The 5,141-nt window shown below is 35.4% G+C and carries 5 protein-coding genes; 2 read left to right on the top strand and 3 right to left on the bottom strand.

The genetic code is table 11. The features are described 5' to 3' along the window. Positions 1-85: 85 nt before the first annotated feature. Together V7183_RS13175 and V7183_RS13170 are read right to left on the bottom strand one after the other, a co-directional pair. Positions 86-1,147, bottom strand: coding sequence for a tetraprenyl-beta-curcumene synthase family protein (locus V7183_RS13175; RefSeq protein ID WP_141523338.1), 1,062 nt, complete (start codon positions 1,145-1,147; stop codon positions 86-88). A gap of 59 nt (positions 1,148-1,206) precedes the next feature. Then, on the bottom strand, positions 1,207-2,010 hold the full coding sequence (locus tag V7183_RS13170) for an alpha/beta hydrolase (RefSeq protein WP_141523337.1): 804 nt from the start codon (positions 2,008-2,010) through the stop codon (positions 1,207-1,209). A gap of 74 nt (positions 2,011-2,084) precedes the next feature. Here V7183_RS13170 and V7183_RS13165 point away from each other — a divergent pair, with 74 nt between their 5' ends. Then, positions 2,085-2,597 carry a gamma carbonic anhydrase gene (locus tag V7183_RS13165; RefSeq protein WP_335359813.1) on the top strand — a complete coding sequence of 171 codons (513 nt, stop codon included), beginning with the start codon at positions 2,085-2,087 and terminating at the stop codon, positions 2,595-2,597. Between the two features lie 144 nt (positions 2,598-2,741). After that, entirely contained in the window at positions 2,742-3,284 is a 543-nt protein-coding gene (locus V7183_RS13160) for a phosphatase PAP2 family protein (protein WP_097898077.1), read from the top strand. A gap of 1,410 nt (positions 3,285-4,694) precedes the next feature. Here V7183_RS13160 and V7183_RS13155 read toward each other — a convergent pair. After that, positions 4,695-5,108: a YjdF family protein gene (locus V7183_RS13155; protein ID WP_335359812.1), complete on the bottom strand. Its 414-nt coding sequence runs from the start codon at positions 5,106-5,108 to the stop codon at positions 4,695-4,697. Between the last annotated feature and the right edge of the window lie 33 nt (positions 5,109-5,141).

Here is a 5,141-nt window from a genome sequence, read left to right as displayed (position 1 = left end):
CCCAAAAAGAGGGGTTTTATGTCAATTTTTTAATTGATGTATATATAGTAAAGAAGACCACTCCTAAAAAGAGCGGTCTCCTTTATCACTGCGCCATTTTCTTTCGGTATATCTTCCCGTTCCAATAGAAGAACCGTGAAGTAAAACCGCCATATTTCACAATGCGCCGTGCCATATGTTGCATATTCTTTTTCTCTGATACTTTTTGATCTGACAAATAAATTCCTAGTAGCCCGCGGCTAATTAAACGATGAAACTTTGCATGAGGTAAGTCTCCAATACTTCTTTCTGCTTCTTTCACAAAATGCTTCATTCGCTCTAATATGACCTGCTCATTCTCATAATAACTACAGAAATTTAAATCCCCGCCAATGCGATCTTCTTCTTGATCGATGAAATAATCAAGTAAAATATGAAGACCTTGGACGTAAGGGAAATATCCTTGTTTAATCTTCGCAATATCTTCATCAAGTAATTCATCATGAAATGCATATGCCACGAGACAAAAGATTCCAAGTGTCGATCCAGCACATGCTGAAAATTCAAACCAACTCATTGGCGGTACATTTTCCTTATGAGCCTCAAACCATGTTTGCAAACGTGGTTCTCGCTCTTCTAATTTCACATGCTTATGAATTTGCAAATCACAGTAATAACAAGCAAGTTCATGAAGGATTGGGGCAATCTTATTATAGTGCTTTGTTTTTCTTAGCACATCTTGGCATGTTGCAACAAGTTCATCTAAATAACCACCATCATCTTGATCATCTCGATAACGATAGTAATTCGCTCCTTCACTTTCAGGCGTTAATGCTGCTAACATCGATTCATGTAATGCAGCAAAATCATTCGGATCAAGCGATGTACTGCGATCACATAAGTTGTCTAAGTAGTCACTAATCGTCTGATACGCCACAATAAAACGAATACATTCCTCACGGTGTTCATTTGCAAGCAGCGCTAAAATACCACCGCCTTCACAATGAAACGTTTTATGTTCAATACTTGCAATAGCTTGACTATGAAGCTCATCATTCGGAATATGGTAGGCACGCTCTTTCCACATCGCTAGCTCATGGTGTACTACCGGAAACACATCACGGTATACTTTCGCCATGAGCGTTATGGGATTACTCGGTACGTTCACTTCTTCCTTCATCTCCTCTATTGAATGTACAAATAATAAAGAAGAAAACTTTCTCTTCATTATTTATTTGTTTCTATTATGTTATTGACATGTACTTCAGTAAATGCTTTGATATAGTTCAAAATTTCGTCTTGCTCATACTCATTTAATAACTCATGATAACAATTCGGCCATTCTTTATACGTCTTGTCACTAACCTTTAAGTTATCAAACCATTTACGGACACGTGTTTTATCTACAAGTTTATCCTCACAAGCCTGCATTAGCAAGAGCGGAACGTCTGGAAACTCATCAATTTTGTCATGAGCAATCTGGATAGATTTTATCAATTCACTATACCAACGAACTGACACCTTGCGCAAGAACAATGAATCATTTTCCATCGCATCGCGAATTTCTTTATTTCTTGTTGACATTTCGACTGTAAGATTTGTTGGGAATTGTAATTTTGGCATGAAAATATTTAACAACTTTGAAACAGCTCGAAGCGGTGCGGCAGGTACAGTTAAAACTCCTAAACATGGCGAACTTAATATAATGCCGTCTATATCGTCTCTCTTCGTTTCTTCCATCATCCGAATAACGATAAGACCGCCCATGCTATGTCCAAATAAAAAAATAGGCACTCGATATTTTCTTGCTTCCTTCACCCATAATTTTATTTCTTCTATGTATTCATCAAATGAGTCAATATGTCCTCTATTTCTTGAAGTTGTTCCATGAGCTGGAAGATCCCCCATAACAACATGATAACCGAAATGATTCCACATTTCTGCAATCCCTTCATAACGTCCGTGATATTCCATCGCACCGTGTACAATTACGATTACAGCTTTTGCCGTTTCCGCTTCATAATTCCACATACGAAACTCCTCCATTTCACTCTTTTTCATAATTTGATACACTAAAACTAGTTTCTAGGAAAGGAAGGCTTTACATGATATATCCTTATAAAGATAAAAATCCGAAAATTGCGAGTAGTGCTTTTATCGCTGACTACGTTACGATTACAGGTGATGTCACAATTGGTGAAGAATCAAGCATTTGGTTTAATACTGTCATTCGTGGCGATGTGTCTCCAACAATCATTGGAAACAGAGTAAATGTACAAGATCAATGTACACTTCACCAAAGTCCACAGTACCCTCTTCTTCTAGAAGATGATGTTACAGTTGGGCATCAAGTTATTTTACATAGCTGCACGGTAAAAAAAGATGCTTTAATTGGGATGGGATCTATTATTTTAGATGGTGCTGAAATTGGCGAAGGTGCGTTCATTGGTGCCGGTAGTCTCGTTTCACAAGGTAAGAAAATTCCACCTAATACATTAGCATTCGGTCGTCCCGCGAAAGTGATTCGCGAATTAACAGACGAAGACCGAAAAGATATGGAGCGTATTCGCAGACAGTATGTTAAAAAAGGACAATACTATAAATCCTTGCAAAAATAATTCCACTCGCTGCCGTTATATTGGCAGCTTTTTTCATTAAAACCATAACGTTTTCTTTACAAAATCTTATTATTCCCTCAATAAAATGTTATTACAATAGAAAATAATATCTCAATATATATGTAAATGAGGGGGTGAGATTACATGAAAGCTAAATCCGTCAGCTCCTTATATAAAATAGAATGTTACATTTTTCAAGGAATTAACCGTTACTTTGATCAAAAAACATTAAATATCTTTTTCCGTACCATTACACATATTGGTGGTGCAACCTTTTCTATCTCACTAGCGTTGTGCCTTCTTATCTTTTCAAAAGAGCTCCTCCATCATGCAGCTATTGCTGCCAGCTTGTCACTAGCGATTAGTCATATTCCTGTACAACTATTAAAAAGGTGGTATCCGCGGAAACGACCGTATTTAACCATCCAAGATGCAAAATACCCATTGCATCCGTTAACAGATCATTCTTTCCCATCTGGTCACACAACAGCTGTTTTTTCTGTTTTCGTTCCACTTATTTGCTATCATCCAAACTTAATGGTCATTTTACTTCCAGTAGCGCTATGTGTTGGAATTTCTCGCATTTATCTCGGGCTTCATTATCCATCAGATGTATTTGTAGGTATGTGCCTTGGCACATGTTCTGGCATCATCTCTTTTTATCAATTCATGCCACTTTTCATGTAAATAATGAAAAAATGCGGAAGCAAATGGGAAATGCCGCCTCCACCTTAATGCCCTTCAATCATGCTCAATGTCTTTTAGAGTATTATCAGGAACATTGGCAATTCTTACAAATCAGTTAGGCTATGCCTAACCAAAATTCATCCCCATCTTACCGCTGGGCTCTTGCACGTCACGCGCTTGAAGATGGGGACTTCTTTCGGAAATACGTTAAATAAAAAAGAATCCCTTATTCCTTTTGGGACTCTTTTTTAAATTTACTCACACAAATGATCTGTACATCAATAATTCGTCTTTGAAATACAGATCATTTGTATGATAATTTTTATACATAATTGCTGAATAATAAACTTACATAAATGCTTTTAAAAGCTCTTGTACTAATGGAATTACTCCACCTATAAATTTTAAAACTGCCATTGCGATTTCCATATTAACTCCTCCTTTATTGTAATATTAAGTTTTATAAATCTTTATACCTCTATTATAGTAAGCGCTTACAAAAATAGCAATACTTTTTTATCAGAAAATGGGCAAGAAAACTCTATATCCCCTTCAACAAGAAGTTCTCCATACATTACAAGCATATATTGAAATCATGAATGAAAATCAACTTCGTACGTATCAAAAACGTGTGCAAAAGCAGAAAGAAAAGCCGGCAGAAGAACGGAAAGAAATCAAGTGTAATCTGTTTACGCTACCGACAAAAGAGAGATCCTTCCTATCCTATAACTTCCTAGATTGTTTGTTTAAAACAATGAAGTAACAAGACTATATAAATCTACCATCACAAGTGAATCAAGCAGTTATGAAGAAGTTATATCAAAATTGGAAATCATTCTTCGCTTCCATTTTTCAAATCGATGCTATGTGCATCATCACAGTCGAGAACTGGTTAGGTAGTTGGTATTACAGACAGATTCAGTTCTCAGCCATGATGACAAGAACAAATCCTGTCATATGTTCATAATTTCGTAAAATACTTATATAACGTTTTTATAATTTACGTGTTAAACTTGTAACATCTAAGGAAGTCATTCTCTACCATTTGTCTTTTTTATTTCCCTGTTAGTAGCTCTAGAGTCCCCCTCTAGGGCTTTTTTTTATCCTTATTTAGCTGGAGTTATAAATACAAAGTCATGTGCACCAATTCCTCTATCACAGTTTTTAGGACAGGGGTTTACCCACCATAAAGAATTCCGTACTTGGCTATCCATCATTACTAATCAGTATAGAAAGGATTCAGATGTATTAAACCCCTTTTCATGTAAGGGATGTGAGTGCAAAATCATGGATATTTTTAGGTGAAATCAAATGGCTCTCTTTCAAGTTTTCCTTTAAATCATGAACATATAAAATATTATCGCCGTTTTCGAGGATAAAAGAACATCCGCTAAATTAGCGGATGTTCTTTTATTTCCCTCGATGTTTTGCTTTCCGTTTTTGAATTTTCATTTGTCTCTTTTGTTCTTTTAATTCTTCTTTCATTTGACGTGTAATACATTTCTTCATTTTCTTTTTTTGTTCTAATTCTATTCTCAATGCTTCATAAGATTTGTTAGAAACTCCATGATTTTTCATTTCTTTGGCTGCTAATCTTATTAATCTTTTAGGATTGATAGCCTTATTTTTTCTTTTATCAATAGAGTTTTTAACACCTGATGTACGATTTAATAACAGAATCATATCATGAAAAATAAAATCCAGTATTTCATTATCTTTTGGTTCTGATCCAAAAGTATGTTTACATACCTTCAACTTATTATTTTCCATCATTTCAACTATTCCAATCCAAAATTGTCCATCAAAATAGATCGTAAGTTTCATTGAAAATCCCCCTCTTTATTACATGAGTGATGG

This window comes from Bacillus sp. JJ1127, from assembly GCF_036965845.1.
Classification (GTDB): domain Bacteria; phylum Bacillota; class Bacilli; order Bacillales; family Bacillaceae_G; genus Bacillus_A.
The sequence above is the reverse complement of the archived record's forward strand: the minus strand, read 5'-3'. Positions and strand labels throughout refer to the sequence as shown.

Coding starts and splice junctions, on each gene's coding strand:
- V7183_RS13165 (WP_335359813.1), top strand. CDS start 2,085: ATGATATATCCTTATAAAGATAAAAATCCGAAAATTGCGAGTAGTGCT.
- V7183_RS13160 (WP_097898077.1), top strand. CDS start 2,742: ATGAAAGCTAAATCCGTCAGCTCCTTATATAAAATAGAATGTTACATT.
- V7183_RS13155 (WP_335359812.1), bottom strand. CDS start 5,108: ATGAAACTTACGATCTATTTTGATGGACAATTTTGGATTGGAATAGTT.
- V7183_RS13170 (WP_141523337.1), bottom strand. CDS start 2,010: ATGTGGAATTATGAAGCGGAAACGGCAAAAGCTGTAATCGTAATTGTA.